Consider the following 23,516-nt stretch of genomic DNA (forward strand, 5'->3'; position numbering starts at 1 on the left):
CGCAGCCCTTCGGACTACTTGGTCGTGCACTTGGGCAGGTCGGACGTCTTTCCGGTGCGGATGTCCTTCAGCGCGCCGAGGGCGTCCTCGATGGTGTTCACCTTGACCAGGGTGAGCCCGCTCGGGGTGTCCTTGGCGGCGGCCTTGCAGTTGTCGGCCGGCGTCAGGAAGTACTGGGCGCCCTTGTCGCGTGCGCCGACCGTCTTCATCTCGATGCCGCCGATCGGGCCGACCTTGCCGCTGTCGTCGATCGTGCCGGTGCCGGCCACGAACCTGCCGCCGGTCAGGTCGCCCGGAGTGAGCTTGTCGTAGATGCCGAGCGCGAACATCAGACCGGCACTCGGACCGCCGACGTCGGCGAGCTTGATGTCGATGGTGAACGGGAAGGTGTGATCGGTCCCCGCGGAGATCCCGACGATGGCGCGCTTCTTGCCGCTGTCGTCGGAGGTGGTGGTCGTGATCGTGACGTCGCGGGTCGTGGTCGCCGTCGTGTTCTTCTTCTCGGCGGCGGCCTGCTCCTTGGCGGGCACGATCGTGAAGTCGACCTTCTGGCCCGGCTGGTGCTTGGTCACGAGCCTGGCGACGTCGGAGGGCTGCTTCACGGCCGTACCGTCGACGGCCTTGATCACGTCTCCGGCGTGCAGCCGGCCCTGCGCCGGGGAGCCCTTGACCACGGTCGAGACGATCACCCAGCTGTTCACCGGGATGCCGAGTTCCTTCAGCGCTGCGACCTTGGCGCTCTCCTGGGACTGGCTGAACTCCTCGGCGTTCTCCTGGGTGGACTGCTGTTCGGTCTTGCCGTCCGGGTAGAGCGTGTCGTGCGGCACGACCTTGCTGTCATGGGCCAGCCAGCCGTAGACGGCCTCGACGAGGTTCATCTTGTAGTCGGCGCTGGTGACCCGCACGGTCGTCATGTTCAGGTGGCCGTCGGCCGGGTAGGTCTTGCGCCCGGAGATCTGCAGCACCGGCTCGCCGTCGTGGTTCCCGAGCGTGTTGACCGTGGGTCCCGGGGACATCTCCGAGTACGGCACGGGAATGAAGACCCCCGCGCACAGGAGCGCGATCAGCATCAGGGTGGAGGCGAGCATCGTCGCGGTGCGGCGTGGCATGCCAAGACAGTACGGGAAGGACCTGTCAGCGCACCGTCAGCCCCACTCTGTTGTCATGTCACGTACGGGAGTGCGGCTTCTCCATGGCCTCACGGAAGCGGGCGTACCCGTCGAGCTCGGGCCCGTCGCCGCGGACCTTGCGGGTCCGGTTGGCCCAGGTACCCCACAGACCGGCTCCGATCGCTGCCATGAGCGGAATCAACAACCACAGGAGCGCCCCCATGCCGACCTCCCGACCCCAGTGAGCGACCGCAAGAACTGACTGATCAGCAGATTAACCAGTCACACTGAGAACGCTGACGCCAGGGGTGCAGTTACGCAACCCGGGCGTGGCGCAGGGGTCTCAGCAGGCCCCCACCCCGCTCAGCAGGCCCCCACCCGCCCTCCCGTCGCCCGACCACCACCCCTCAACGACGGCGCTACGCGCCGACCCATTCCTCTGTTCCGTCCGAGAAGGTCTGGTGCTTCCAGATCGGCACCTCGTGCTTGAGATCGTCGATCAGCTTCCGGCAGGCCTCGAATGCCTCGCCCCGGTGCGGACACGAAACGGCGACGACCACGGCGAGATCCCCGACGGCCAGGTCACCGACCCGGTGAACGGCGGCCAGGGCCCGCACCGGGTATCCGGCCACGACCTTCTCGGCGATCCGGCGCATCTCGGCCTCGGCGCTGGGGTGGCACGAATAGCCGAGCCGGTCCACATCGGATCCCCCGTCGTGGTTCCGCACGGTCCCCACGAACAGCGCGGTCCCGCCCGCGGCGTCGTCCCCGACGGCCTGGAAGACCTCGTCCAGGGAGAGCGCGGTCTCCCGGACGGCGATCAGCTTGATGGGGTCCTGCGCGGCCTGCTCGCCGGGATGGTCGTTGGTGGGTGCCATGCCTCCATCGTGCCGCACGCCACTGACAACCCGGAACAGACGTTTCACCCGGCACGCGCGTGTGCGGTCTTGGAGTCTCCTACAAGGCTCGCTCTCAGATCCGGCGCCGGGCCTTCCGGGCCCTGCGCACCACGGCCGCCGCGCCCAGCAGCGCCACCGTCGCGCCCGCGGCTCCGGCCGCCGTCGCGTCCTTGCGTCCCAGCCGCCGGCCGGCGACGGTGTGCCTGCCGGAGACCTCCTCCAGGAGCTCGGCCAGCACTTCCTCGTTGGTCCACTGCGGCCGCCAGCCCGCGTCGTGCAGCCGGCTCCCGCTGACCACCCAGGGGTACATCGTGTACGCCAGGTCCCCGGCCGGGGAGGGGGTCAGGCCGATCCGGTGCAGCCGGGCCGCCGCGCCCAGCGCGACGGCCGACGGCAGTTCCATCCGCCGGATCCCGCTGAGCTCCTCGACCTCCTCCTGTTCCAGCCACCCGTCGCAGCCGACCGTGAGCTCCCCGTCGACCTTCTCCAGGACGGCGTACTCCAGGGCGCTGCACAGGTCCTCGACGTGGCAGAACTGCCAGGCGGGCCGCGACCCGGCGACCACGAGCAGCCGGGGCGACTCGAAGTACCTGGTCAGCGCGGTGTCGGTGCCTCCTACGAGCACCGCGGGCCGTACGACGGTGACATTGAGTCCCGGGTGCGCGCGCGGCGCGCGCCGCGCGAGCCGTTCGATCTCCAGGAGGTCCCCGACGCCGGTGGCCTCGGCCGTGGCCCGCAGCTCCGCGTCCTCGGACAGCGGCAGCTCGTTGTCCGGCAGCGCCCCGTACACCATGGCGGACGTGCACAGCACGACCCGGTGGACACCGGCCGCGGCGGCCGCGGTCAGCACTGTCTGCGTCCCCCGCACGTTGTAGGCCGTGCGGGCGGCGGGATCGGTCTCCAGATCCAGATCGAGCGCCAGGTGCACCACCACGTCGGCGCCCCGCAGCTTGTCCGCGATGGCCGGATCCCGTACGTCCAGGATGTGCCACTGCGCTCCCGCGCACTCGCCGCGCCGCTCGTCGATGGCGATGACCTGCTTGATCTCGTCGGAGGCGGCGAGTCGTTCGGTGAGCAGGGCGCCGATGCCGGAGGCGGCGCCGGTGACCGCGACGACGGGCCCGCGCGTGGCGGAACTGGTTGACTCGTTTCGCGCTGCGCGAACCTGCGGATCTGGGGAACTCACCGGGCGTCTCCAGCGGTTGTCTTCAGTAAGAACGCGAGTGACGCGTCCGTACCAGGTGGCATCCATCCTGCCGCAGGCCGAGAGTCGGCGAAGCACCGAGGCCCGAACCGCCCATGGTGTCTACGCTGGGTGGTGTTATCGGGCAGCCGTGCCGTCGGAGAGAACCCGGCGGCCTTACCAGCCGAGGAATCCCGTGAGTGACACCCCATTCGGATTCGGCCTTCCGCCGGAGGAGCCGGAAGACGGCGACGAGGGCAAGAAGAAGGACCAGCAGAGCGGTGGTGGTCAGGGACCGGCCAACCCGTTCGGTTTCGGCGGGCTGCCGGGGGCCGGAGGCTTCGGCGGCCCCGGTGCGGACAATCCGCTCGCTGCCATGTTCGGTTCGCTGAACCCCACCGACCTGGGCGCCGCCTTCCAGCAGCTGGGCCAGATGCTCTCGTACGAGGGCGGCCCGGTGAACTGGGAGATGGCCAAGCAGATCGCCCGCCAGACGGTCTCCCAGGGCACCCCTGACGGCACCAAGGACGCGAGTGTCGGCGCCGCCGAGCGCACCGCGGTCGAGGAGGCCGTCCGCCTGGCCGACCTGTGGCTGGACGACGCGACGTCGCTGCCGTCCGGTGCCGGCTCCGCGGTGGCGTGGTCCCGCGCGGAGTGGGTCGAGGCGACGCTGCCCGCGTGGCAGGAGCTCGTCGACCCGGTCGCCGAGCGGGTCGGCGCCGCGATGGGCGATGTCCTGCCGGAGGAGATGCAGGCCATGGCGGGCCCGCTGATCGGCATGATGCGCTCCATGGGTGGCGCGATGTTCGGCACGCAGATCGGGCAGGCCGTCGGGGTGCTCGCGGGCGAGGTCGTCGGTTCCACCGACATCGGCCTGCCGCTCGGCCCGGCCGGCAAGGCCGCGTTGCTGCCGGTGAACGTCGAGGCGTTCGGCAAGGACCTGGGCGTGCCGAAGGAGGAGGTGCGGCTGTATCTCGCCCTGCGCGAGGCCGCCCACCAGCGCCTGTTCGCGCATGTGCCGTGGCTGCGCTCGCACCTGTTCGGCGCGGTCGACGGGTATGCGCGCGGGATCAAGGTCGACACGGCCAAGCTGGAGGACGTGGTCGGCCAGTTCGACCCACAGAATCCGGAGCAGCTGCAGGACGCCCTGCAGCAGGGCATGTTCCAGCCGGAGGACTCCCCGGAGCAGAAGGCGGCCCTGGCCCGTCTGGAGACGGCCCTGGCGCTCGTCGAGGGCTGGGTCGACGCGGTGGTGCATGCGGCGGCGAAGCCGCGTCTGTCGTCCGCGGACGCGTTGCGCGAGACGCTGCGCCGCCGCCGTGCGACGGGCGGCCCGGCGGAGCAGACGTTCGCCACGCTGATCGGCCTGGAGCTGCGCCCGCGCCGCCTGCGTGACGCCTCCCGCCTGTGGGCCTCGCTCACGGACGCGCGCGGAGTGGACGGCCGGGACGCCCTGTGGTCGCACCCGGACATGCTGCCGACGGCCTCCGACCTGGACGACCCGGACGGCTTCGTGCACCGCGAGCAGCTGGACTTCTCCGAGCTGGACAAGATGCTCGGCGAGGCGGCGGGCGGCGGCTCCGCGGACAAGCCGAACCTGAAGAAGGACGACGCTCCTCAGGACGACGACAAGGGCGACGACACCGAGTGAGCCTGTACGACGACGCGGTCCTCGTCCTGAAGGGGTACGAGGGCCAGGAAGAGCTGCGCCAGGCGTATCTGGACCACTTGGCGGCCCATCCGGACGGCATGTGGAAGGCCTGCCACGCGGGCCACGTCACGGCGAGCGCCCTGGTGATCGATGCCTCGCGTGAGCGGGTCCTGCTCACTCTGCACAGGAAGCTGCGGATGTGGCTCCAGATGGGCGGCCACTGCGAGCCGGGCGACCCCACCCTGGAGGCCGCGGCACTGCGCGAAGCGACCGAGGAGTCCGGGATCGCGGGACTGACACTGCTTCCGGGCGGCCCGGTGCGGCTGGACCGGCATCCCATCCCGGCGCCCTGCCACTGGCACTTCGACGTCCAGTACGCCGTCCTGGCGCCGCCCGGGGCGGTCCACGAGATCAGCGACGAGTCCCTCGACCTGCGCTGGTTCGCCTATGCCGAGGTGGCGGACGTGGCCGACGAGTCGGTCGTACGGCTGCTGGAAGCGACCCGCGCCAGGCTGTGAGCCTCGGGGAGCCTGCGGCTCTCGGCAATGTGTAAGGGGCGCCTGCACCTGCGGGCGCCCCTTACGTTGGCTGACCGGACGTCAGCTCCAGACGTTGCCCTGGTTCTGGGCCCGCGCCCCGTGCTGCCCCATGCCGTACTGCGCGGCGAGGCCCGATCCGATCTGGGCGTTCTGCGGCGGCAGCAGCTCGCTGGGCTGGACCAGCGCGTAGCCGCTGCCCATGAAGCTGAGCTCCCAGCCCTCACCGGTGTTGCCGCGGCGCCGCCATACGCCCGAGGAGTGCGTCTGGGCCTGCATCTGGACGCGCAGCCCGGTCGACCAGGCGACGATCGCGTCGGCGTCGCAGTTGACGTACTTGTCGGGCGTGACCTGCATCATCAGCGGCGCACCCGAGGTCATCAGGGCGACCTTGCCGCGGCCGGTGATGTTGAGCTGGTACTTCCCCGAGCCGGAGATGCCGTAGAGGCTGTCCACGGCGATGACCTCGTGGTGCAGCGAGGAGTCCATCGCGAGGACGTAGCTGCTGTCCACGGTCAGGCCGTCCTGTTCCACGTCCACCACATGGATGTGCTGGGCGAGGTTGGCGAAGTAGACCGTGCCCTGCCCGTGGCAGCGCATCAGGCTGAGGCCCTCGCCGGTGTGCGCACGCGTGCGTCGCTGGTTGTTGCTCTGGTACTCGGCGTCGAACTCGACGAGCCCCTGGTAGGCGACCATGGTGCCCTTGCGGGCCAGGATGTCGTCGTGGCCCTCCAGGGTGACGCGCAGCATCTGCTTGTTCTGCAGGCTGTAGCGCTCCTGGGACTGCGAGTCGTTGAAGGCGAAAAGCGGACTCTGCATGGTGTCTCTGGCTCCCCCTCAGCCCCGGAACCGCAGGCGGTCGGTGCTGTCCTCGCTGGGCTGGACGACGACGATGCCCTGACCGGAGAAGGCCATCTGGTAGGCCTCGCCGCTGCCGCGGCCGATCAGCGACTGCGCCTTGAAGCTGCGCTTGCCCTTCACCTTGAGGTTCGGGGACCAGGCGACGAGCGCGTCCGGGTCGACGTACGTCTCGTCCTCACCGCCGCCGCAGTCGACGACGATCGGCTTGCCCCGGGAGGTCAGCGCGACCCAGCCCTGCCCGGAGATCTTGGTGTTCCACAGGCCCTGCCCGGCGAACTTCGCCAGTCCCTTGACCCGCTCGACTCCCCAGGTGAGGTGGGCGTCGAAGGCGAGCAGGTTGGTGGCGTTGACGGAGATCCCGTCGCCGTTGAGGTTGATCACGACGACGTTCGCGCCGTAGTCGGCGAGGTAGAGCAGTCCGTCACCGGAGCACTTCATCAGGGGCGCGCCCTCGCCGGTGATCCAGTCACGGGCGATCTGGCGCACGGCCGGCGGGTTGGGCTCGTACTGGATGAAGCCCTCGTAGGCGATCATCGAGCCCACGCGCGCGAGGATGTCGTTTCCGGTCTGCATGGCGACCTTCAGCATGTGGTCGCCGTGGTTCTCCATGCGGGCGGTGACGGGTGCGGGGGCGTAGCCCGCGAGTGGCTGGTTCATGACGGGCTCCCTCAGACCTCGTACGGCTGGACTACGATGAAGTTGCCGGGCGCGCCCCGGAACTGCAGGTTGACGCTCTCGCCGGTGTCGCCCGGGTAGGCGTTGCGGCGCATGCGGACCTGGCTGGAGACGATCACCTGGGAGGCGGCCGACCAGGCCACCACGGCGTTGGCGTCGGCGAACGTGGTCGGCGTGACCGGCAGCACCACGGGCGTGCCGTGCGTCTTGACGACGAGCGTGCCGGTGCCCTGGAACTGCATCGTGAACAGTGCGCCGCCGGGGATGCCGTGTCCCTCGATGCGGCGGACCTCGTACTGGAGGCCCTCGTCGAAGGCGAGGACGCTCTCGGCGGAGACGCAGATCGCGTCGCCCTGTAGCTCGATGGGGTGCAGATAGGTGGCGTTCTCGGCGAGGAACACCTGGCCCTGGCCGGTGCAGCGCATCAACTGCATCTCCTGGCCGGTCGCGTTGCCCACGATCCGGCCCGCGAAGCCGGCGCCCTTGTAGCCGAAGTCGACCTTGCCCTGGTAGAGCACCATGCTGCCCTGCCGGGCGAGCACGGGCTGGCCGCCCATGCCGAGGTCGACACGGATCAGCTTGCTGTTCTGCTGCGTCCAGCGCTGCCCGGTGGGCGTCTCCTTGAACATCTGCAGCGCCGCGGCCACCCCGGCACCGCCCTGGGGGGCGCCCTGAGGCGCGCCGTAGGGCGCCGACTGCCCCGGGACCTGCCCGAACGGGGGCTGCTGGCCGTAGCCGGGCGGCGGGCCCGGGGCGTGCGGGGCCTGCGGAACCGGGGGCTGGGCGTAGCCGGGTGGCGGCGGTGCACTCTGGCCGTACGGCTGCTGGGGCGGCTGGCCGTAGGGCGCGGGCGCCGGGGCCGGCGGGTGCACCTGGCCGCCGCCGGGCGGGGACATGGGCGCGACGATGGTGGGCGCCGCGTGCACATTCGGCGCGGGTGCGGGCGCCGGGGGCGGCGTCGGTGCCGGGGGCGGGGCGAAGCCCTGCGGGGCCGGCGTCGGTGCGGGGGCCGGCACGGGTGCCGGGGCGGCCGGGGCACCGAACGCGGGCGGGGCGAAGGCGGGAGCGGCTCCGGTCTGGGGCTGCTGCGGAGCAGGCGCCGCAGGGGCCTCCTCCTCCATGACCTCGCCGCCGAAGTTCTTCAGCAGCGCCTCCAGGCCACCGTCGAAGCCCTGCCCGACGGCCGCGAACCGCCACACGTCCTTGAGGTAGAAGTCGCCCAGCATGACGGCCCGTTCGGTGGAGAACTCCGAGCCGTTGAAGGCGTACCGGGCCACTTCCTCGCCGCCCGCGACAATACGGAGGTATCCGGGGGCGATCTGCGACATCTGCCCGGCGCCGTCGATCGTCGCCGTGAACGACAGCTTCTGGATCTGCGCCGGGATGCGGTCGAGCGTGACCCGGAAGGACTCCGTGTCACCCGCCTGGGCACCCAGCAGCTGAATGGACTCCTCGGGGGACTTCGGCTGGTTGAAGAAGACGAAGTAGCGGTCGTCCGAGAGCCGTTCGTCGGCGTCAAGACCGAAGCAGCTGATGTCGAAGGTCAGCCCGGGGCCGCTGATCTGCACGCCTACGTACAGATCGGTGCCCGCGGTGAGGTCACTGATCCTGGCCTTGTGGCCGCGTTGGAATTCCCTGGCCATGCGTAACGACCGTCCCCCATCCCGAATGCGAGTGCGTCGCGCCAGGTTAACGGCTAACTCGGACACCGGATGAAGTCGGTACAGACCCGGTACACAACCACCGCCCCACAGTGGCCGTCACTCCCCGCGAGCCCCCGGCAGATGCGGCAACCGTTCCGCGGCGACCACACCTTCGAGGTAACCGCGGGCCCGTTCCGTGCGCGGATACGCCTCGAGGAGCCGCCAGAAGCGGGGACCGTGCCCCGGCACCAGCAGATGCGCGAGCTCGTGGAGGAGGACGTAGTCGACGACGTACTCCGGCATGCCCTGCAGCCGGTGCGACAGACGGATACTGCCCTCTGCCGGGGTGCACGAGCCCCAGCGCGTGTTCTGGTTGGTGACCCAGCGCACCGAGGTGGGCCGCGCGCGGCCGTCGAAGTACTGGACCGACAGCCGTTCGGCTCGTTCGGCAAGCTCGTCGTCACCGAGGACCCGTTTGCTCTCCTGGGCGGCCAGCTTGTCGAGCATGACCGTCACCCAGCGCTGCTCCTCCGCCTCGGACATCCGGGCAGGAATGAGCACGACGGTGCGATCGCCCTCGCGGTACGCGGAGACCGTCCTGCGTCGACGGGAGCTCCTGCGGACCTCGATCGCGCTCGCCCCCGAGCCGCTCGGCGGCTGGCTCGTCTTGCTGCGCTGTGGCATTCCGGCGCGGTGCAGTGGGTCGGCGGGCACGCCCCGACGTTACCCGCTGCACACGGGGGAAGTCCCGACTCCTGGACGGTTCCGTCTCGATCCGCCACCAAGCGTTTGATTTATACGACAAATATCCACCGCCTGTGGACAACTTTCGGCACCTGTCCGCCCGTCCGGGCATGCTGGTTCCCGCCGGCACAGCCACGACGGACCGTCGACCGACCACCGACCGCCCGCCGACCGAGCTCCACCGGCGGACAGGGATGTTCTACGAGGGCTTACGGGGGCCTGTCATGGATGCGATGGTTCCGCTCGCGCCGATCGTGAAGCCGGCGCTCAGGCGCGGCTGGCGCGATCTCAACACCGTGCAGTTCGGAATGGCACCGGCGCACGCACTGACACTGGGACCGGTGGACACGGCAACAGGCAGCTTCCTCGACCTGCTCAACGGCACCCGCGGACTGCCCCTCCTACGGGAGGAGGGACGCCGTATGGACCTGCCCGACGGTCACGTCGACAGACTGGTGGAGCGGCTGGCACGCGCCGGCCTCCTCGACGACGCAAAGGGCGGCGGGCCGGCCGCCGACGCACTGCGCGCCAAGAAGGACGTCCTCGCCCGGCTGCGCCCGGACCTCGCCGCACTGTCCCTGACCACCACCGAACCGGGCGAGGCCATCAGCCGCCTGGCCGCGCGCCGCTCACTGCGGGTCCAGGTACGGGGTGCAGGCCGGGTGGGCTCGATGCTGGCCTCACTGCTCGCGGGCGCCGGCGTCGGGGAGGTCGATGTGCGGGACGTCGGCAAGGTCGAGGCCGGCGATGTGGCGCCGGGCGGCCTGCCCGCCGAGTCCATCGGCGACCGCAGGGACGAAGCCGCCCGGCAGGCCGTACGCCGGTCCGCCCCCGACCGCCCGCCACCCCGCGCGGGCACGGCCCCGCCCCCGGACGGCGAGCCCGGCTTCTCCCTGGTGATCCTCGCCCCACGCGACGACGTCGCCGTCCACGCCCCCGCCCCGTCCACCGCCGAACCCCTCATCGCCTCGGGTACGCCGCATCTGTACGCCGGGGTCGTGGAGGCGACCGGCGTCGTCGGACCCCTCGTCCTGCCCGGTGAGACGGGCTGCGCGGGCTGTCTGCACGAGGGCCGCACCGATCGGGATCCGGCCTGGCCCCGGCTGGTCGCGCAATGGCGCTCCGGCACACCCCGCCAGGCCCGGCCCTGCGACCTTGCGCTGGCCACGACGGTGGCCGGGCTGGCGGCCGCACACGCGCTCGCCTTCCTGGACGGCCGGGTCCCGACGAGCGCCGGAGCACGCTGGGAGGTGTCCCTCCCCACTCTGACCTGGCATGCACGACCGGTCTGGGCACATCCGGCATGCCCCTGCGGGGCCACGGACAAAGGTAAGGGAGAACACACCTCCGAGGACGAGGAGTCACACGAGACAATGAGGGGGCAACGGTCGCCGAAGGAGCTCAGCCGTACGGCACAGGCGGCGCGGCCGGCAGGGACTTGGAGGGCGCATGTCTGATCTTCCCCGCAAGGCGGTCACCCGGACCGCCAAGCTCGCCGCGCTCCCGCTCGGCTTCGCCGGACGGGCGACCTGGGGACTGGGCAAGCGGATCGTCGGGGAGTCCGCGGAGATCGTCGGCCGCGAGCTGCAACAGCGCACGGCGGAGCAGCTCTTCAAGGTGCTCGGTGAGCTCAAGGGCGGCGCCATGAAGTTCGGCCAGGCCCTGTCGGTCTTCGAGTCGGCACTGCCCGAGGAGGTCGCGGGTCCCTACCGTGCGGCGCTGACGAAGCTGCAGGAGGCTGCGCCGCCGATGCCGACCAGCACCGTGCACCGTGTGCTGGATGAGCGGCTCGGCGAGGGCTGGCCCGACCTCTTCCTCGAGTTCGAGGACAAGCCCGCCGCCGCGGCCTCGATCGGACAGGTCCACCGCGGGGTGTGGCACGACGGCCGCGAGGTGGCGGTCAAGGTGCAGTACCCGGGTGCCGGCGAGGCCCTCCTGTCGGACCTGAACCAGTTGAGCCGTTTTGCCCGTCTACTGGGCCCGCTGATCCCCGGCATGGACATCAAGCCTCTGATCGCGGAGCTCAAGGACCGTGTCTCGGAGGAGCTGGACTACGGTCTGGAGGCCCAGGCCCAGCAGGCGCACGCCGAGGAGTTCACGGACGACCCGGACGTGGTGGTGCCGGGCGTGGTCCACCAGTGCGACCAGGTCCTGATCACCGAGTGGATCGACGGAATCCCCCTCTCGGAGATCATCTCGCGCGGCACCCGGGAACAGCGCGACAGGGCCGGTCAGCTCCTGGCCCGCTTCCTCTTCTCGGGCCCGGCCCGCACCGGTCTGCTCCATGCCGACCCGCACCCTGGCAACTTCCGGCTGCTGCCCGGCGGCCCCGGCGGCGAGGACGACTGGCGTCTGGGCGTACTGGACTTCGGCACGGTCGACCGCCTCCCGGGCGGCCTGCCGACCCCCATCGGCGACTCCCTGCGCATGACCATCGACGGCGAGGCGGAGGCCGTCTACGAACTCCTCTGCGCGGAGGGCTTCGTCAAGGAATCCATCGAGCTGGACCCGAGCGCCGTCCTCGACTACCTCCTGCCGATCATCGAACCGGCCCGGGTCGACGAGTTCACCTTCACCCGCGGCTGGATGCGCAGCCAGGCGGCCCGCGTCGCCGATCCCCGCTCCCCCGCCTACCAGCTGGGCAAGCAGCTGAACCTGCCGCCGGCGTACCTCCTGATACACCGGGTGACCTTGAGCACAATCGGCGTGCTGTGCCAGCTGGGCTCGACGGTGCGACTGCGCGAGGAGTTGGAGGAGTGGCTGCCGGGCTTCGCGGAGGAAGCCCCTGAGGAGGAGCCGGCCGCGGAGGCTTGATCTGGGCTGCGGGGCCGGCCCCTACTGGGGGCTGCCGCGGCCGAGGCTGCGGGCTGGTGGGCGGGGGGCTGTGTGGCCTCGCTGCGCGCTTCGGGGCTGCGTTTCGGAGGGGTGGGGGGCGGGGTGGGGGGGCGGGGAGGCGGGGGGAGGCCCCCAGAGGGACGTCTCACCGGACGTCTCACCACCAGGCGGAGTCCAGCCGCCCCTCGATCGCCCTGAGGTTCTCCCGCGAGCAGCCGTCGCAGAAATACTGGCGGGCGCCGTTTTCCACGGAGCAGGTCCAGGTGGGCTGCGGACTCCCCGCCCGGGCGCCGCAGCGGCCGCACACCAGGGGTGGGGGCTCCACGGGGGAGCCTGAGTCGTCACTGCCTCCGGGAAGACTCGTCACCCGGTGACGATAACGCCGCGGTGGGTGGATCGCGGGCACAACGCACCGCGGGGGCCGGTCCGTTCGGACGGACCGGCCCCCGCGGGGAGCTACTGCCTCCCGGGGTCGGGAGGCCACCGCTTCAGGTGTGATCGGTTACTGCATGACCGCCATGGCGAGCGCGCGGCGGGCGCGCATCGAGGCGCGCTCGGCCCGGCGCTGCATCCGGCGGGCGCTCGCCAGGCGCACTGCCCGGCGTTCCCGCTCGGCCTCGTGCAGTTGGTCGTGCATATGCGCACGAGCCAGGGCTTCTTGGAGGAGTTGCATCTCTCGGGTCCTGTTCTGACGCGAGCCCGTCGCGCCTGTGGTGGTGAAATCTTCGATCGCGGAGCCGGCGGGCTCGTTGGTGGACGGCTTCATCGGGGCCTGCTTCTTGGGGTCGTTCGTGAGGGGGCGGTCGATGGTTCCGGTGATGTTCATGCTGTGACCGGGTTCTTGCGCGGGCGGCCACGCGGCCGCTTCCGGGCGACGACGACACCCTGGACGAACAGCTCGCCACCCCAGACACCCCAGGGCTCACGCCGCTCCTTGGCGCCGGCGAGGCAGGCCTCGATCAGCGGGCAGGTGCGGCAGAGGGACTTGGCGTACTCGACGTCGGCCGGCGACTCGGCGAAGAAGACCTCCGGGTCGTAGGAGCGGCAGGGGACGGGTACGCCGAGGTTCTCGATGGCGTCGTCGAGCGCGGTGAGCGCAGTGAGCGGGATCAAGGTGGAGTCCTCCGTGAGGCCGGGCGGGGGGATCGTTTCGGAAGGCGGTACGGACGGGGCGTGCGCTTCGAGTTGCACGGTTCGTCTTCCTCGTCTGGTCGTTCCGGTCCTGTTGGACCGGGTGGCGGCTGGTACCGGGTTCAGCTCTTGTCCCGAGGCCCCTTCGCTCCGTCGTCCCCGTTCGGGGAAAACAGAAGGGCCGCGGATCCCGGATGGGGTTCCGCGGCCCTGAAGGCGCCGGCCTGATCGGCGATCAGGCTGGATCACTCCAGGGTTCTGGCCCACGGAAGGCCCACATCAGGTGGTGCTGCGTCGTCTGCTTCCGGTTTCCGGCACCGACCGCGGTAAAGGCATAGGCCTGCGCCTGTGCCACTACTGCTTCCAGTGCCTTGGTCGGTCGCTCATTGCGCTCACGGATGGGAAGACCCGCGAGAGAAACGGGGGCGGACGCCAGCCGACCGGCAGAAATGCCGGACAGACCGGTGCCCTGGTTCGAGACGCCGAGCATGCACGTGGAGACGACCGAGCGATCGGTCAGTTTGGCGGTGCTGATGGAGCTGGTGCTGATGCTGATCACTTCAATCGCCTCCTCTCGGCGTCTCGGGGGACTGGGGGTGAACCAGTCCGACGGATATGCAAGTAGAACACGGAATCGGGGCCTCCGAGAAGGCCTCCGTCCCCGTGGATAAGAACCTATGGGGATTGCTGGGGCATGCGCAAACTATTTTTTCGACGAGTTTGAATCAGTCCTCTTCGTCCTGTTCTCCGGGTTCGCGACCTGCGCAGAGGGCCAGGACATCGGCACCGTAGCGGTTGAGCTTGCGTACGCCGACTCCGGGGATCCGGGCCAGTTCGCCCTCCTCGTCGGGGGCGGCCTCGGCGATGGCCATCAGTGTCTTGTCGGTGAAGATGCAGAAGGCGGGTTGTCCGCTGCGCTGCGCCTGGTCCGCCCGCCACTCGCGCAGTCGCTCGTAGAGGCCCTCGTCCATGTCGGTGGGGCAGTCCTCGCAGCGCATCAGTTTCATCTCGCCGGCGTCGGTGAGCGTGCGCCCGCAGACCCGGCAGCGGGCCGGGGTGCGCTGGGTGCGCCGGGGTACGGCGTCCGGTCTGCTGGTGAAGCCGCGCTCGACTCCCCCTGCGCCGCTCGCGGCGGTGCGGCCGACGGTGGCGGTGGAACCCGGTCGCAGGCCGTCCAGGAAGCGGCTGGGGCGGCGGTTGGGGCGCCCGCCGGGTGAGCGGGACAGTGACCAGGAGACGTGGAGGCGCTCCCTGGCCCGGGTGACGCCGACGTAGAGGAGGCGGCGTTCCTCCTCGATCTGCTCGTCGGTCCTGGCGTAGGTGATCGGCATCATGCCCTCGGCGACGCCGACCAGGAAGACGACGTCCCATTCGAGGCCCTTGGCGGAGTGCAGGGAGGCCAGGGTGACGCCCTGGACGGTGGGGGCGTGCTGGGCGCCCGCGCGTTCGTCGAGTTCGGCGACGAGGTCGCCGAGGGTTGCGGCGGGTTTGGCGGCGGCGAAGTCGTGCGCGAGGTTCACGATTGCGGTGAGGGAATCCCAGCGCTCTCGGACCGCGCCGGAGCCTGCTGGGGGCTGGGGGGTCCAGCCTTCTCCGGAGAGCACGGCGCGTACCTGGGAGGGCAGGTCCACGGCGTCGTCGAGGAGGGAGTCGTTGCCGCCGAAGCGTGCCGCGCCGCGCAGGGCGACGCCTGCCTTGCGTACCTCGGGGCGGTCGAAGAACCGCTCGGCGCCGCGCAGCTGGTAGGGGATTCCGGCGTCGGCGAGGGCTTGTTCGTAGGTCTCGGACTGGGAGTTCGTCCGGAACAGGATGGCGATTTCGCTGGCGGGGACGCCGGCGTCCATGAGTTCGCGGATGCGGCGGGCGGCGCCCTCGGCTTCGGCGGGTTCGTCGGTGTACTCGGTGTAGCTGGGTTCGGGGCCCGGGTCGCGTTGTGAGATCAGTTCGAGGCGGTGGTCGGCTGCGCGGCCTCGGGCCTGGGCGAGGAGGCCGTTGGCGAGATGGACGACCTGGGGGGTGGAGCGGTAGTCGCGGACGAGCTTGACGACGGTGGCTCCGGGGTGGCGGGTGCGGAAGTCGAGGAGGTGGTCGGGGGTCGCTCCGGTGAACGAGTAGATCGTCTGGCTGGCGTCGCCGACGACGCAGAGGTTGTCCCGGTCGCCGAGCCACAGTTCGAGGAGGCGCTGTTGGAGGGGGCTGACGTCCTGGTACTCGTCGACGACGAAGTGCTGGTACTGGGAGCGGACCTGGTCGGCGATGTCGTGCCGGTCCTGGAGGATGGCGACGGTGAGCAGCAGGACGTCCTCGAAGTCGATGACGGAGCGGTCCCGTTTGAGGTCTTCGTAGACGGAGTAGAGCTGGGCGATCTCGGCCGGGTCTCGGGGGGTGTCGCGGCCGGCCTTGGCGGCGGCGGGGGCGTAGTCGGCGGGGACGGTCTGGGTGACCTTGGACCATTCGATTTCGGCGGTGACGTCGCGCAGTTCGCCGCGGTCGAGGCGGATGCGGCAGGCGGCGGCCGCGTCGGCGACGAGTTGGATCTTGCGGTCGACGAGCCGGGGCATGGAGCCGCCGACTGCTTTCGGCCAGAAGTACTGGAGCTGACGCAGGGCGGCCGAGTGGAAGGTGCGGGCCTGGACTCCGGTGGCGCCGAGGTGGCGCAGTCGGCCGCGCATCTCGCCGGCGGCGCGGTTGGTGAAGGTGACGGCGAGGACGCTGGAGGGCTGGAGGATTCCGGCGCGGACTCCGTAGGCGATGCGGTGGGTGATCGCCCGGGTCTTGCCGGTTCCGGCGCCGGCCAGGACGCACACCGGTCCGCGCAGGGCGGTGGCCACCTCGCGCTGTTCGGGGTCGAGCCCTTCGAGCACGGCATCAGGTGTGTCCGGTACCTGCGGGAAGAGCGTGGAGTGCGTTGCTGCTGTCACATGGCCATGCTGCCAGGTCGTCGGAGACGGGTGCGGTGGTTGTCCACAGGCAGGTACCTGCAGTCGTACTAATGCGGCAGGCGTCACGTCGGGTGCGGTACCGCATGTGGGAATGGTGGCTGTTTCAAGTACGTTCCATCACTGCGACCAAGCATCCCCGAGCAGCTGAGGAGCGCGAGAGACATGCCGGGCACTGTGACGATGTACAGCACCACGTGGTGTGGCTACTGCCGTCGGCTGAAGAGCCAGATGGACCGTGAGGGCATCGCGTACAACGAGATCAACATCGAGCAGGACCCGGATTCCGCGGCTTTCGTGGAGAAGGCGAATGGCGGAAACCAGACGGTGCCGACGGTGCTGTTCCCGGATGGTTCGACGCTGACGAACCCGTCGCTGGCGCAGGTGAAGCAGAAGATCGGCGCGTAGGCGCTGCACGGTTTTGTTCGGAGGGCGGTTCCTGGGTCGGCTCAGGAACCGCCCTCTTGTGGTTTGTCCCACACCGCGGTGTAACGCCACAGCAGTCGGCGGCGGAAGCGGCAGCCGGGCAGCAGGCGGTGTGCCGCTTTGCGGGCCTCGGCCCAGTGCATGGCGGAGTCCTTGACGGGCATGCCGGCCGGGCCCCGTTTACCGCCGTGCAGCCGTGCGTTCAGCACGCTCGCGGGCAGACCGCAGCCGCTGATCACCCAGTCGAGGGCGGTGTGGTTGTACGCCATCCCGACGATCACCAGTCGGCCGCCGGGGGCGAGCAGTCGTACCAGGCCCCGTACGGCGTCCTCGAACGGTGCGTGGTGGACCACTGCGACGGCGCTGACGAAGTCGTACTTGCCCTCGGGGAGGGTGTCGTCGAGATAGTCGCCCTCCTGAAATGTGACGTTCTCCGGCCTCTGCTCGCACGCGAGCCGGATCATTTCCGGTGAGCGGTCCACGCCTGTCACCGATTCGGCTCTCTGCGCCAGCTTGCGTGCGAGCAGCCCGTCGCCGCATCCGACGTCCAGGGCCGTCCGGCAGCCGTCCGGGACGGCTGCGAGGACGACGGGGTGGTAGTGGACGTTGTGGTTCCAGTACGGGTCTGTCATCGCCGCGTCCGGCTCAGACGAAGCTCCTGGTCGGCAGGGGCTTGCCGTACCACATCTCGATCAGGCGGGCGGCGATGGAGATGCCGTAGGGGGGCAGTACCTCGCCGGCTTCGAAGGCGGCGCCCAGTTCGTCCCGGGAGAACCAGCGGGCTTCGTGGATCTCGTCGCCGTCGACGTTGATCTCGGTGGAGGTGGCGCGGGCCATGAAGCCGAGCATGAGGCTGGACGGGAAGGGCCAGGGCTGGCTGGCGACGTACTCGACCGTGCCGACGGTGATGCCGGCTTCCTCGAAAACCTCGCGGCGTACCGACTGCTCGATGGACTCGCCGGGTTCGACGAAGCCGGCGAGCGTGGAGAAGCGGCCTTCGGGCCAGTGGACCTGGCGGCCGAGCAGGATGCGGTCCTCGTCGTCGGTGACGGCCATGATCACGGCGGGGTCGGTGCGCGGGTAGTGCTCGGCGCCGCAGGCGGAGCAGCGGCGGATGTGGCCGGCGGCGGCGATGACCGTGCGTTCGCCGCAGCGGGAGCAGAAGCGGTGGGTGCGCTGCCAGTTCTCCAGGCCGACCGCGTGCACCATCAGGCCGGTGTCGCGGGGGGACAGCAGGAGGCCGGCCTCGCGCAGGCCCGCGGGGCGTGCGGACTGGTCGATGCGGCCGGGCAGGGCGTCCTTCTGGAGGGCGAAGTAGCTGACGCCTTCCTCGTCGGTGCCGAGGAAGTAGCGGTGGGCCTCGGTCAGGGGGGCTTCGAAGGAGGGGGTCATGACGAGTTCGGTGCGGCCGTCGGCCGTCTCGTCGATGAGGACCTGGCCGCCGGAGACCACGAAGCAGCGGGTCGTGGGGTGGCTCCATGCCGCTGCGAGCCAGGCCTCGTCGAGGCGGTGGTGGGCGGCGCGGTCGATGCCGCTGGGGGCGGTGAGGGAGATGGGGCGGTCGGCGGTGTGGTCGGTCCAGGTGGTCACGGGTGCTTCCAACTCCCCCAGTGGAACGGATTGTGTCGGCGGGCGGTACGGCGGTACGGACGGCGGGAGGCGAACGGATCCGGCGGGGCTGAGCGGTGCGGGGCGGCTCTTTCAGTGTGCCCCGCGCGCGGTGCCGCTACGGACGGCGCGGGGCGCTCAGGGTGCATGGCGCCAGGTGTCGGCGAGGTCGGCCCACAGGTGTGCGCTGGTCTCGACGCCTTTGAGGAGCAGGTCGAGTTCGACTTTCTCGTTCGGCGCGTGCCAGCCGTCGGAAGGGACGGAGATACCCAAAAACAGCACGGGTGCCCCGAGGACTTCCTGGAGGTCGGCGGCGGGTCCGGAGCCGCCCTCGCGGGTGAAGCGGACGGGCTTGTCGAAGGCGCGGCCCATCGCGCGGGCGACGGACTGCAGGGCGGAGTGGTCCAGTGGTGTCAGGCACGGGCGGGTGGCCGCGGCGAACGTGATCTCGTACCGGATCCCGGCGGGCACCTGTTCGGCGGCCCAGCTGCGGACGGCCTTCTCGATGTGGTCGGGGTCCTGGCCCGCGACCAGGCGGAAGGAGAGCTTCACCATGGCCGTGGACGGGATGATCGTCTTGCTGCCGGGGCCCTGGTAGCCGCCGCCGATGCCGTTGACCTCGGCGGTGGGGCGGGCCCAGATGCGCTCCAGGGTGGTGTGTCCGGCCTCGCCGTGGGTGGCGTACGACTTGGCGCTGCGCAGCCACTGCTGCTCGTCGAAGGGCAGTTCGGCGAAGAGTTCGCGCTCGCGGTCGGTGAGTTCGACGATGCCGTCGTAGAAGCCGGGGATCGCCACGCGTGCGTGCTCGTCGTGGAGGGCGGCGACCAGGCGGGCGGCGACGGTGGCGGGGTTGGGGACGGCACCGCCGAAGGAGCCGGAGTGGATGTCCTGGTCGGGGCCGGAGAAGTGGATCTCGCACTCGGCGAGGCCGCGCATGCCGGTGCACACGGTGGGGGTGTCCTCGGACCACATGCCGGTGTCGGAGACGATCACGGCGTCGGCGGCGAGCCGGTCGGTGTGCTGTTCGACGAGGGTGCGGAAGTTCGGTGAGCCGGACTCCTCCTCGCCCTCGATCAGCAGCTTCAGGTTGACCGCGGGGGCGGTGCGGCCGGTGGCGGCGAGGTGGGCGCGGACGCCGAGTGTGTGGAAGAACACCTGGCCCTTGTCGTCGGCCGCCCCGCGTGCGTGGAGCCGGTTTCCGCGGACGACGGGTTCGAAGGGGTCGCTGTCCCAGCCGTCCTCGCGGGCGGCGGGCTGCACGTCGTGATGGCCGTAGACGAGGACGGTGGGTGCCGCGGGGTCGGTGGCGGGCCACTCGGCGAAGACGGCCGGGGCGCCGGGTGTCTCCCAGACCTCTGCGGTGGTGAAGCCGGTGTCCTTGAGTTTGGCGGCGAGCCAGTCTGCGCTGCGTCGTACATCGGGTGCGTGGTCGGGCTGGGCCGACACGGACGGGATGCGCAGCCACTCGGCGAGGTCGTCGAGGAAGGCGGCGCGGTGCTGCTCGATGTACGTACGGACGGCGCTGACGGCACTGTCAACGGGCTGGCTCATGGTCACGAGCCTATCGGCCCGCACTGACATCCTCGGTGGGCGGTTGCTCACAGTTTGCTTCCGCGGCCGGCTCGTCCAGCAGCAGCCGCTCCAGTGCGGCCCGGTCCGGCAGGCCCTCCGGTCGTACAACCTCACCAGTGCGTACGTACAGGAACGCGGCGTTGACGGATTCCAGGGGCACGCCCTGCTGCTCGGCCCAGGCGAGCCGGTAGAGGGCGAGCTGGAGGGGGTCGGCGGTGCGCGAGTGACTGGTCTTCCAGTCGACGATCTCGTACGTCGTCCCGTTGCCGTCGTCGTCCTTGTAGACGGCGTCGATGCGGCCGCGGATCACACGGCCGGCGAGGGCGAGCTGGAAGGGCGCTTCGACGCGGTGGGGTGTGCGGTGGGCGTACTCGGTGCGTTCGAAGGCGTCCTTGAGGGCTTCCAGGTCGCGTTCGTCGGCGATCTCGGTCTCGCTGCCGGGCAGTTCCTCGGGTTCCAGCATCGGAAGGGTCAGTTCTTCGAAGCGGGCCTCGACCCAGGCGTGGAAGCGGGTGCCCCGGCGTGCGGCGGGTTGCGGGGGGCGCGGCATGGGGCGTGCGAGCTCCTGCGCGAAACCGTCCGGGTCGGTGGCCAGGCGCAGCACCTGGGAAGCGGTGAGGGACGCCGGGAGGGGGACGTCCGTGACGGCCTCCCGGGCGCGCAGGAGTTCGCCGGTGAGGGCGTCGAGGTCGCGGTCCCAGGAGGCGAGGGTGCGGGCCTCCTCCGGGCTGAGGCGGGTGGGGGCGACGGCGCGGGGGCGCCCAGGGGTGGTGCGGGCGCGCTCGGCAGCGGCTTTCGGTGGGGTGGGGTGCGGGCGTGCGCCCTGGTTCCCGGTTCCCTCCGGAGCCGCTGCCTGGTGCGGGACGGTCGGGCGGGCCGCGGACCAGGCGTCCCAGTCCGCCGGGTACTCCTCGGCGAAGCGGTCCTCCTCGGCGAACGGGTCCTCCTTTTCGTACGGCAGGTCCTCTTCGTAAAGCAGATCCTCTTCGTACGACAGGTCCTCGTCGTACGACAGGTCCTCGTCGTCCGGCGGCGGGGGCCACTCCGGGTCGTCGTGGCTGTCCGGATCGTGCGTGGCGGTCGGGTGGCTGTCCTCGTGGGAGGCGAGGTCCTCCAGGTGGGCGAGGACCGTTTCGGCGGCCGTCCGGCGGCGGGCCAGGGATGCCTCGTCCAGGGGCAGGGGCCAGACCTGGTCGGCGGTCGCCGTGTGCAGGGCCGGGTTCTCCTCGCCCTCGGCGGGTTCGTCCGCCCACGCCTCGATCTCGCCGTGTCCGGCCGCGCAGTGGTCGTGGAGGGCCTGCAGGAAGTCGGACGGGCCGCGGGGCTTCTTCTGGGTGGGGCCCCACCAGTGGCCGGAGCCGAGGAGGAGGGAGCGGGGGCGGGTGAAGGTGACATAGCCGAGGCGGAGTTCCTCGGTGTGCTGGTGTTCCTTCATGGCCTCCTGGAAGGCCTTGAGGCCCCGGGAGTCCCAGGTGTCGACGTCGGGCAGGGTGTCGGCGTCGCCGCGCAGTTCGTGCGGCAGGACCTTGCCCTGGGCGGTCCACTTCTCGCGGCCCTGGGTGCTGGGGAAGGTGCCGGTGACCAGGCCGGGGACGGCGACGACGTCCCATTCCAGGCCCTTGGACTTGTGGGCGGTGAGGACCTTCACGGTGTTCTCGCCGCCCGGGAGGGCGTTGTCGAGGCCCTTCTCGTACTGGGCGGCGGTGCGCAGGAAGCCCAGGAAGGCGAGCAGGGTGGCCTCGCCGTCTCCGGCGGCGAAGGAGGCGGCGACGTCCAGGAAGTTGGAGAGGGTCTCGCGGCGGCGGGCGGCCAGGGCGTGTGGGGACGCCGACAGCTCCACCTCCAGGCCGGTCACGGCGAGGACCCGGTGCAGGACGTCCATGAGCGGGTCGGCCAGCGAGCGGCGCAGGTCGCGCAGTTCGGCGGCCAGGCGGGCGAACCGGACGCGCGCGTCCGGGGAGAAGGGCAGCCCGTCGTCCTCCTGTTCGGCGTCCAGCGGCATCTCCAGGAACGTGTCCAGGGCATCCGCGAGCGAGGTCACCTCGGAGGGGTCGACTCCCTCGACGGCTTCGGCGAGCCGGCGGTCCGGGTCGTCCTCGTCGCCCACGCGAGCGTGGGCGACGAGGAGCCGGGCGCGGCGTCCCAGGAGGGCGAGGTCGCGGGGGCCGATGCGCCAGCGCGGGCCGGTCAGGAGGCGGACCAGGGAGGCGTTGGCGCCGGGGTCCTGGAGGACCTCGCAGACGGCGACCAGGTCGGCGATCTCGGGCAGGTGCAGCAGCCCGGACAGGCCGACCACCTCGACGGGGACGTCCCGGGCGACGAGCGCGCCCTGGATCTCGGCGAAGTCGGTTGCCGTACGGCACAGGACGGCGATCTCGCCGGGCGCCTTCCCGGTGTCGACGAGGTGGGCGATGGAGTCGGCGATCCAGTCGATCTCCTCGGCGTGGGTGGGCAGCAGCGCACAGCGCACGCTGCCGTCGCGTTCGGCGCCGGGGGCCGGGCGGAGGGCTTCCACGCCCGCGTGCATGGCGCGCAGGGGCTCCGCGAGGCCGTTGGCGAGGTCGAGGAGTCGGCCGCCGCTGCGGCGGTTCTCGCTCAGTGCCTGGCGGGTGGCCGGGCGGCCGTCGGGGTGCGCGAAGTGCTCCGGGAAGTCGTCCAGGTTGGCGACGGACGCGCCGCGCCAGCCGTAGATCGCCTGGCAGGGGTCGCCGACGGCGGTCACGGGGTGGCCCGTTCCGTCGCCGAACAGGCCCGCCAGGAGGATGCGTTGGGCGACCGAGGTGTCCTGGTACTCGTCGAGGAGGACCACACAGAACTCGTCGCGCAGGATGCGGCCCACTTCGGGAATGCGGGCGAGCTGCGCGGACAGGGCGATCTGGTCGCCGAAGTCGAGGAGGTCGCGCTCGCGTTTGGCGGCGCGGTAACGGACCACCAGGTCGGCGAGTTCGCGGCGGGCGGCAGCAGCTTCGGGGACCTTGCGCAGGTCGGCGTTGGTGAGCTTGGCGCCCTCCAGGGTGCGCAGCAGCCCGGTGTCGTACGCGCGCAGTTCCTCGGGCCGTACGAGGTGCTCGGCGAGTTCGGCGTCGAGGGCGAGCAGGTCGCTGACCAGGTCCGCGAAGGAGCGGGTGAGCGCCGGGTAGGGGCCCGGGGCCTCGCGCAGCACGCGCGCGGCGAGTTGGTAGCGGGTGGCGTCGGCGAGCAGCCGGGCGGTCGGTTCCAGGCCGATGCGCAGGCCGTGGTCGGTCAGGAGGCGGCCCGCGAAGGCGTGGTACGTCGAGATCACGGGCTCGCCCGGCGGATTGTCCGGGTCGATGGCGTCCGGGTCGGTGACGCCCGCTTTGACGAGCGCCTTGCGGACGCGCTCGGCGAGTTCACCGGCCGCCTTGTTGGTGAAGGTGAGACCGAGGACCTGCTCGGGGGCGACCTGCCCGGTGCCGACCAGCCACACCACGCGTGCCGCCATCACCGTCGTCTTGCCCGATCCGGCTCCGGCCACGATCACCTGCGGGGCGGGCGGCGCGATGATGCAGGCCGTCTGCTCCGGGGTGAACGGAATCCCCAGGAGCTCCTTGAGCTGATCGGGGTCGGTGATACGGGGCGGCACGTCAGAGAGGCTAGCGGCGGCCACTGACAGTGCAGGCCGGAATCGGCCTCCGGGCGGGGAGAAGCGCAGGTCAGCACGGGTGGTGGGGTCGATCACAGAG

General features: G+C 70.9%; 22 protein-coding genes. 5 read left to right on the forward strand and 17 right to left on the reverse strand.

Going from position 1 to position 23,516, the window contains the following annotated elements; all coding sequences use genetic code 11:
- Positions 1 to 14: 14 nt before the first annotated feature.
- The 4 genes from ACFY1E_RS16080 to ACFY1E_RS16095 form a co-directional block, all read right to left on the reverse strand.
- On the reverse strand, positions 15 to 1,109 hold the full coding sequence (locus ACFY1E_RS16080) for a PDZ domain-containing protein (protein ID WP_389076097.1): 1,095 nt from the start codon (positions 1,107 to 1,109) through the stop codon (positions 15 to 17).
- 58 nt (positions 1,110 to 1,167) lie between these two features.
- Positions 1,168 to 1,299, reverse strand: coding sequence for a hypothetical protein (locus tag ACFY1E_RS16085; protein WP_389076984.1), 132 nt, complete (start codon positions 1,297 to 1,299; stop codon positions 1,168 to 1,170).
- 229 nt (positions 1,300 to 1,528) lie between these two features.
- Complete coding sequence (locus ACFY1E_RS16090; RefSeq protein ID WP_389076100.1) at positions 1,529 to 1,987, reverse strand: molybdenum cofactor biosynthesis protein MoaE; 459 nt, start codon at positions 1,985 to 1,987, stop codon at positions 1,529 to 1,531.
- Between the two features lie 94 nt (positions 1,988 to 2,081).
- A complete protein-coding gene (locus ACFY1E_RS16095; protein WP_389076102.1) occupies positions 2,082 to 3,194 on the reverse strand; it encodes an SDR family oxidoreductase in 1,113 nt (370 codons plus the stop codon).
- Between the two features lie 193 nt (positions 3,195 to 3,387).
- Here ACFY1E_RS16095 and ACFY1E_RS16100 point away from each other — a divergent pair, with 193 nt between their 5' ends.
- Both ACFY1E_RS16100 and ACFY1E_RS16105 read left to right on the forward strand, forming a co-directional pair.
- Positions 3,388 to 4,842, forward strand: coding sequence for a zinc-dependent metalloprotease (locus ACFY1E_RS16100; protein WP_389076105.1), 1,455 nt, complete (start codon positions 3,388 to 3,390; stop codon positions 4,840 to 4,842).
- On the forward strand, positions 4,839 to 5,360 hold the full coding sequence (locus ACFY1E_RS16105) for an NUDIX hydrolase (protein WP_389076107.1): 522 nt from the start codon (positions 4,839 to 4,841) through the stop codon (positions 5,358 to 5,360). The genes ACFY1E_RS16100 and ACFY1E_RS16105 overlap by 4 nt, the downstream gene beginning before the upstream one ends.
- Before the next feature lie 81 nt (positions 5,361 to 5,441).
- Here the strand turns inward: ACFY1E_RS16105 and ACFY1E_RS16110 are convergent, their stop codons facing one another.
- The 4 genes from ACFY1E_RS16110 to ACFY1E_RS16125 form a co-directional block, all read right to left on the reverse strand.
- The gene (locus tag ACFY1E_RS16110; RefSeq protein WP_389076110.1) at positions 5,442 to 6,197 is read right to left on the reverse strand and encodes an AIM24 family protein; all 756 of its coding nucleotides are present in this window, start codon (positions 6,195 to 6,197) and stop codon (positions 5,442 to 5,444) included.
- Positions 6,198 to 6,215: 18 nt separating this feature from the next.
- Complete coding sequence (locus ACFY1E_RS16115; RefSeq protein WP_030929135.1) at positions 6,216 to 6,896, reverse strand: AIM24 family protein; 681 nt, start codon at positions 6,894 to 6,896, stop codon at positions 6,216 to 6,218.
- Positions 6,897 to 6,907: 11 nt separating this feature from the next.
- Positions 6,908 to 8,557: a TerD family protein gene (locus ACFY1E_RS16120; RefSeq protein WP_389076112.1), complete on the reverse strand. Its 1,650-nt coding sequence runs from the start codon at positions 8,555 to 8,557 to the stop codon at positions 6,908 to 6,910.
- A gap of 117 nt (positions 8,558 to 8,674) precedes the next feature.
- Positions 8,675 to 9,271 (reverse strand): M48 family metallopeptidase, encoded by a 597-nt coding sequence (locus ACFY1E_RS16125; RefSeq protein WP_389076114.1) that lies wholly within the window; start codon positions 9,269 to 9,271, stop codon positions 8,675 to 8,677.
- A gap of 254 nt (positions 9,272 to 9,525) precedes the next feature.
- On the opposite strand from ACFY1E_RS16125, the gene ACFY1E_RS16130 reads away from it, so the two are divergent.
- Both ACFY1E_RS16130 and ACFY1E_RS16135 read left to right on the forward strand, forming a co-directional pair.
- Positions 9,526 to 10,758 carry a TOMM precursor leader peptide-binding protein gene (locus ACFY1E_RS16130; RefSeq protein WP_389076116.1) on the forward strand — a complete coding sequence of 411 codons (1,233 nt, stop codon included), beginning with the start codon at positions 9,526 to 9,528 and terminating at the stop codon, positions 10,756 to 10,758.
- Positions 10,751 to 12,115 carry an ABC1 kinase family protein gene (locus ACFY1E_RS16135; RefSeq protein WP_389076118.1) on the forward strand — a complete coding sequence of 455 codons (1,365 nt, stop codon included), beginning with the start codon at positions 10,751 to 10,753 and terminating at the stop codon, positions 12,113 to 12,115. Before ACFY1E_RS16130 ends, ACFY1E_RS16135 begins: the two co-directional genes overlap by 8 nt.
- A gap of 178 nt (positions 12,116 to 12,293) precedes the next feature.
- Here the strand turns inward: ACFY1E_RS16135 and ACFY1E_RS16140 are convergent, their stop codons facing one another.
- The 5 genes from ACFY1E_RS16140 to ACFY1E_RS16160 all read right to left on the reverse strand — a co-directional run bounded on the left by ACFY1E_RS16140 (position 12,294) and on the right by ACFY1E_RS16160 (position 16,188).
- Positions 12,294 to 12,503 carry a hypothetical protein gene (locus ACFY1E_RS16140; protein ID WP_389076120.1) on the reverse strand — a complete coding sequence of 70 codons (210 nt, stop codon included), beginning with the start codon at positions 12,501 to 12,503 and terminating at the stop codon, positions 12,294 to 12,296.
- A 135-nt stretch (positions 12,504 to 12,638) separates the two neighbouring features.
- Positions 12,639 to 12,962 (reverse strand): hypothetical protein, encoded by a 324-nt coding sequence (locus tag ACFY1E_RS16145; RefSeq protein WP_389076121.1) that lies wholly within the window; start codon positions 12,960 to 12,962, stop codon positions 12,639 to 12,641.
- Positions 12,959 to 13,327 (reverse strand): WhiB family transcriptional regulator, encoded by a 369-nt coding sequence (locus tag ACFY1E_RS16150; protein WP_010984500.1) that lies wholly within the window; start codon positions 13,325 to 13,327, stop codon positions 12,959 to 12,961. The genes ACFY1E_RS16145 and ACFY1E_RS16150 overlap by 4 nt, the downstream gene beginning before the upstream one ends.
- Before the next feature lie 175 nt (positions 13,328 to 13,502).
- Positions 13,503 to 13,826, reverse strand: coding sequence for a hypothetical protein (locus ACFY1E_RS16155; RefSeq protein ID WP_389076123.1), 324 nt, complete (start codon positions 13,824 to 13,826; stop codon positions 13,503 to 13,505).
- Between the two features lie 166 nt (positions 13,827 to 13,992).
- Positions 13,993 to 16,188: an ATP-dependent DNA helicase UvrD2 gene (locus ACFY1E_RS16160; protein ID WP_389076126.1), complete on the reverse strand. Its 2,196-nt coding sequence runs from the start codon at positions 16,186 to 16,188 to the stop codon at positions 13,993 to 13,995.
- 183 nt (positions 16,189 to 16,371) lie between these two features.
- On the opposite strand from ACFY1E_RS16160, the gene ACFY1E_RS16165 reads away from it, so the two are divergent.
- The gene (locus tag ACFY1E_RS16165; protein WP_115906059.1) at positions 16,372 to 16,614 is read left to right on the forward strand and encodes a mycoredoxin; all 243 of its coding nucleotides are present in this window, start codon (positions 16,372 to 16,374) and stop codon (positions 16,612 to 16,614) included.
- Between the two features lie 41 nt (positions 16,615 to 16,655).
- Here ACFY1E_RS16165 and ACFY1E_RS16170 read toward each other — a convergent pair whose 3' ends face one another.
- The 4 genes from ACFY1E_RS16170 to ACFY1E_RS16185 form a co-directional block, all read right to left on the reverse strand.
- Positions 16,656 to 17,264, reverse strand: coding sequence for a class I SAM-dependent methyltransferase (locus ACFY1E_RS16170; RefSeq protein WP_389076128.1), 609 nt, complete (start codon positions 17,262 to 17,264; stop codon positions 16,656 to 16,658).
- A 13-nt stretch (positions 17,265 to 17,277) separates the two neighbouring features.
- Complete coding sequence (gene nudC, locus ACFY1E_RS16175; protein ID WP_389076130.1) at positions 17,278 to 18,222, reverse strand: NAD(+) diphosphatase; 945 nt, start codon at positions 18,220 to 18,222, stop codon at positions 17,278 to 17,280.
- 156 nt (positions 18,223 to 18,378) lie between these two features.
- Positions 18,379 to 19,791: a dipeptidase gene (locus tag ACFY1E_RS16180; protein WP_389076133.1), complete on the reverse strand. Its 1,413-nt coding sequence runs from the start codon at positions 19,789 to 19,791 to the stop codon at positions 18,379 to 18,381.
- A 10-nt stretch (positions 19,792 to 19,801) separates the two neighbouring features.
- Positions 19,802 to 23,416 (reverse strand): UvrD-helicase domain-containing protein, encoded by a 3,615-nt coding sequence (locus tag ACFY1E_RS16185; RefSeq protein WP_389076134.1) that lies wholly within the window; start codon positions 23,414 to 23,416, stop codon positions 19,802 to 19,804.
- Positions 23,417 to 23,516: the final 100 nt, after the last annotated feature.

Source organism: Streptomyces sp. NPDC001604 (assembly GCF_042893475.1).
GTDB lineage: Bacteria > Actinomycetota > Actinomycetes > Streptomycetales > Streptomycetaceae > Streptomyces.